The 4,461-nt window shown below is 59.6% G+C and carries 5 protein-coding genes; 4 read left to right on the top strand and 1 reads right to left on the bottom strand.

Features of this window, described 5'->3' with window-relative positions:
* Positions 1 to 620: MFS transporter (locus QZ766_RS13485; protein WP_297202793.1), on the top strand; the 620-nt coding region annotated here is incomplete at its 5' end.
* 54 nt (positions 621 to 674) lie between these two features.
* Here QZ766_RS13485 and QZ766_RS13480 read toward each other — a convergent pair.
* On the bottom strand, positions 675 to 1,103 hold the full coding sequence (locus QZ766_RS13480; RefSeq protein ID WP_297202791.1) for an OsmC family protein: 429 nt from the start codon (positions 1,101 to 1,103) through the stop codon (positions 675 to 677).
* Between the two features lie 222 nt (positions 1,104 to 1,325).
* Between QZ766_RS13480 and sra the strand changes: the two genes are divergently transcribed.
* The 3 genes from sra to QZ766_RS13465 form a co-directional block, all read left to right on the top strand.
* Positions 1,326 to 1,463: a stationary-phase-induced ribosome-associated protein gene (gene sra, locus QZ766_RS13475; RefSeq protein ID WP_297202789.1), complete on the top strand. Its 138-nt coding sequence runs from the start codon at positions 1,326 to 1,328 to the stop codon at positions 1,461 to 1,463.
* 183 nt (positions 1,464 to 1,646) lie between these two features.
* Positions 1,647 to 3,344, top strand: coding sequence for an NAD-dependent malic enzyme (locus tag QZ766_RS13470; protein ID WP_297202795.1), 1,698 nt, complete (start codon positions 1,647 to 1,649; stop codon positions 3,342 to 3,344).
* A gap of 298 nt (positions 3,345 to 3,642) precedes the next feature.
* The coding region (locus QZ766_RS13465; RefSeq protein ID WP_297202787.1) for an ATP-binding cassette domain-containing protein at positions 3,643 to 4,461 on the top strand (819 nt) is incomplete at its 3' end.

Here is a 4,461-nt window from a genome sequence, read left to right as displayed (position 1 = left end):
CGCTGCTGCCGCCGGCTATCTTTGCCTCGTCGCGCTTCACGCTCGCGGCGCTGACGTCGCTGGCTTCGTTTGTCAGCCAGGGCATCGCCTTTATCGCCCTGCCGTTTCTGTTTCAGAACGTTTACGGCCACAGCGCCTTCAGCGCCGCGCTGCTGTTTACCCCCTGGCCGCTGGGGATCATGCTGGTTGCGCCCCGGGCGGGCCGGCTGGCGGACAAATACTCTCCCGCGGCCATTTCTACCGCCGGGCTCGGGATTTTTATCGTGGGGCTGGCGCTGCTGGCGGCGCTGCCTGCCCACGCCGGCGTCTGGGATATCGGCCTGCGCAGCCTGGTGTGCGGGGTTGGATTTGGCTGCTTTCAGAGCCCGAATAACCGCGAAATCATGGGTAACGTGGTGCGGGAATACAGCGGCTATGCGTCCGGCGTACTTGCAGTGGTCAGAACCTTCGGCCAGTGTCTGGGAGCGTCCATTGTTGGCGTCGCGCTGGCGCTGCTGGCAAGCTCTGCCGCGCCGTCAATGGAGGAGCATGCCGTGCGCCTGAGCCTGTGGATTGCGGTGGCGACATCGGCTGTCGCAGTGATGTTTAGTCTGGGTCGCCTGCGCCGCAGGCCGCTTTAGAGAAGAGAGTGAGGCGAGAGTTACCGCCGCCGGGTTGCCCCGGCGGCGGCAAAATCAGTTCAGGGTGTAATCGAGGGTAATTTCTGCGTTAAGCACCTGCGAAACCGGGCAGCCGGCCTTCGCTTTCTGGATGATTTCATCAAACTTGCTCGGATCGATATCCGGCACCGCGACGCGGCTCTGCAGCGCAACTTTAGTGATGGCAAAACCGCCGTCTTTTTTATCCAGCGACACGGTTGCTTCGGTATCAATGGACGTTGCGGTGTAGCCGCCGTCGCTCAGCATCAGTGACAGCGCCATGGAGAAGCAGGACGCGTGCGCGGCAGCAATCAGCTCTTCCGGGTTTGTGCCCTTCGCGCCCTCAAAGCGGGTATTGAACCCGTAAGGCTGCTGGCTGAGCGCGCCACTCTCGGTGGATACGGTACCTTTGCCGTGCTTAAGATCGCCTTCCCAGTGCGCCTGGCCTTTCTTATGGATCGTCATCGCGTTACTCCTTGTTTTTACTGTTGAGCCATTGAGTATAGAGCAGATAGCGGTAAGGAATGTCGCGCACGCCGCAATCCCGGAATATTCTGCTTATCGTGCTGTCGGGGTTGCCATCGGCTGTGCAAAGGGGAATGATAACCGGGCAGATAACAACATCTGCACGCTACAGGTGATATTTCTACCGACCTTGAAACTTACAACAGGATCAAAGGAGTCAACATGAAATCGAACCGTCAGGCACGCCACCTACTTGGCCTGAACTACAAACTCTCCAACCAGAAAAAAGTGCTTATTGAAGGCGACAGCGATGGCCAGGTGAACCACACCCATGCCACCGGCCGCAAACGCCGCGGCTAATTTTATCGCGCTTTAATACACCGGCACCGACCTGCTTTCCAGGGAGGTGCTTTTTTTAGTTTCGCAACTTTTTAACTCGCCCATTTTTTTAACACTTGCTTTATAATTCCAGCGCCGCAGTATCCGTCAGACCCTCACGCTAGCGTCGTCCGGGCCTGAAGTGATGACAAAGGAGTGAGTGTGATATTTCCTATCGTAAAAAAAAATCGTTCGCTGTATATCCCGTACGCGGGTCCGGTTCTGCTCGAATTTCCGCTGTTGAATAAAGGCAGCGCGTTCAGTATTGAAGAGCGACGCAGCTTCAACCTGCTGGGCCTGCTGCCCGAAGTGGTTGAAACTATTGAGGAACAGGCCGAGCGCGCCTGGATCCAGTACCAGGGCTTCAAAACCGAAATCGACAAGCATATCTACCTGCGCAACATCCAGGACACCAACGAAACCCTCTTCTATCGCCTGGTGGAAAACCACCTCGACGAAATGATGCCGGTGATTTATACCCCAACGGTGGGCGCCGCCTGCGAGCGCTTCTCGGAGATCTACCGCCGCGCCCGCGGGGTGTTCATCTCCTGGGAGAACCGGGACAATATCGACGACATCCTGCAGAACGTCCCTAACCACAACATTAAAGTGATTGTGGTCACCGACGGCGAGCGCATTCTCGGCCTGGGCGACCAGGGCATCGGCGGAATGGGTATTCCTATCGGCAAGCTGTCGCTGTACACCGCCTGCGGCGGCATCAGCCCGGCCTACACCCTGCCGGTAGTGCTGGACGTCGGCACCAATAACCAGCAGCTGCTCAACGATCCGCTGTACATGGGCGCGCGCCACCCGCGCATCACCGACGACGAGTATTACCAGTTTGTCGATGACTTCATTCAGGCGGTCAAGCAGCGCTGGCCGAACGTGCTGCTGCAGTTTGAAGACTTTGCCCAGAAAAACGCCATGCCGCTGCTGACCCGCTATCGCGACGAGATTTGCTCGTTCAACGATGATATTCAGGGCACTGCGGCAGTCACCGTCGGGACGCTGATCGCCGCCAGCCGCGCTGCGGGCAGCCAGCTCAGCGAGCAGAAAATCGTGTTCCTCGGCGCGGGCTCCGCCGGCTGCGGTATCGCCGAACAGATTATCGCCCAGACCCAGCGGGAAGGCCTCAGCGAAGAGCTGGCGCGCTCGCGCATCTTTATGGTGGACCGCTTCGGCCTGCTCACCGATAAGATGCCGAACCTGCTCTCGTTCCAGACGAAGCTGGCGCAGAAGCGCGAGAGCCTCGCCCAGTGGGATACTCAGGAAGAGGAGCTGTCGCTGCTCGACGTAGTGCGCAACGTTAAGCCGGATATCCTGATTGGCGTTTCCGGCCAGAGCGGCCTGTTCACCGAAGAGATCATCCGCGAGATGCACAAGCACTGTCCGCGCCCGATCGTCATGCCGCTCTCCAACCCCACCTCGCGGGTTGAAGCAACGCCGCAGGACATCATCAGCTGGACCGACGGCCACGCGCTGGTCGCCACTGGCAGCCCGTTCGATCCTGTGGTGTGGAAAGATCAGACCTACCCGATTGCCCAGTGCAACAACTCCTATATCTTCCCGGGTATCGGACTTGGGGTTATCGCCTCCGGCGCCAACCGCATTACCGACGAGATGCTGATGTCCGCCAGCGAAACCCTCGCCAAGCACTCGCCGCTGGTAAATAACGGCGAAGGGCTGGTGCTGCCGGCGCTGAAAGATATTCATACCGTCTCCCGCGCGATCGCTTTCGCCGTCGGCAAAATGGCCCAGCAGCAGGGCGTGGCGGTGAACACCTCCGCCGACGCGCTGACCCAGGCCATTAACGAGAACTTCTGGGAGCCGGAGTACCGCAGCTATCGGCGCACCTCCATCTAAACGCTCAAGGCCTGCATACGCAGGCCTTTTTTCTTGCCTGTTTCCGGCTTTCTCGCTACATTCGATTCATTCATCAACCTGATAAATAATAAGGAGGATCCCATGCCGTACTGTGAAATGTTTCATTTTTCACATACTTTTGGCGATCGCCTCTGCTCAAGCGTTACGCATTCCGTGCTGCGATAACTTCGGCTTGAGCGAAGACATTCTGCGTTAAATCCCTTCCCTCGGCTTACCGGGTTATCGTCGGCGTTATCTGACGAGGCGTTTTCACGCCTGTAACACTTGAGTAAGTACAATGAGCACACTTCTGACTGCACACGCGCTGTGCCTGGACACGGCCTTTGGCCAACTGTTTTCCGATCTTTCATTCACCCTTAAAAAAGGCGACCGCGTTGGCCTTATCGGCGACAACGGCTGCGGCAAGAGCACTCTGCTGAAGCTGCTCGACGGTACGCTGGAGCCGTCATCCGGCAGCGTTTCCCGCGCCGCCCGCTGCCTGCTGGCCCGCGTTGAGCAGCACCTGCCCGACGAGCTTGCCCCTCTGACCATGATTGAAGCGGTACTGGCGCAGCTCGCCGCCGACGAACGCGACGCGCGGCGCTGGCAGGCCGATGCGCTGCTCGCCAGCATGGGCTTTAGCCCCGCGGATACCGCGCTGACCTGCGCAACCCTTAGCGGCGGCCAGCACACGCGGCTGCTGCTGGCCCGGGCGCTGATCCGCGAGCCGGACGTGCTGCTGCTGGACGAGCCCGGCAACCATCTCGACCTGCCGACCCTGCTGTGGCTGGAGTCGTTCCTGCGCGGCTGGCGCGGCAGCTTCATCATGGTTTCTCACGACGCGAGGCTGCTGGATAACGTCACCTGCGCCAGCTGGATCCTGCGCGAAGGCGCGCTGCACCACTTTGCCCTGCCCAGCAGCGCGGCGCGGCAGGCGCTGCGCGAGCGGGATGAGAGTGACGCTCTGCGCCACCGGACGGAGCAAAAAGAGATTGACCGGGTCGCCGACAGCGCCCGGCGGCTGGCGACCTGGGGACAGGTCTACGATAACGAAGACCTCTCACGCAAAGCCAAACAGATGGAAAAACAGGTGCTGCGCCTGCAGGAGAGCCAGACG

This window comes from uncultured Pluralibacter sp., from assembly GCF_913775985.1.
In the GTDB taxonomy this organism is placed as follows: domain Bacteria; phylum Pseudomonadota; class Gammaproteobacteria; order Enterobacterales; family Enterobacteriaceae; genus Pluralibacter.
This window is presented reverse-complemented; position numbering and strand designations above follow the sequence as displayed.

Excerpts from the sequence above, each read along its gene's own strand:
- sra (WP_297202789.1), top strand. The coding sequence starts at position 1,326 with ATGAAATCGAACCGTCAGGCACGCCACCTACTTGGCCTGAACTACAAA.
- QZ766_RS13480 (WP_297202791.1), bottom strand. The coding sequence starts at position 1,103 with ATGACGATCCATAAGAAAGGCCAGGCGCACTGGGAAGGCGATCTTAAG.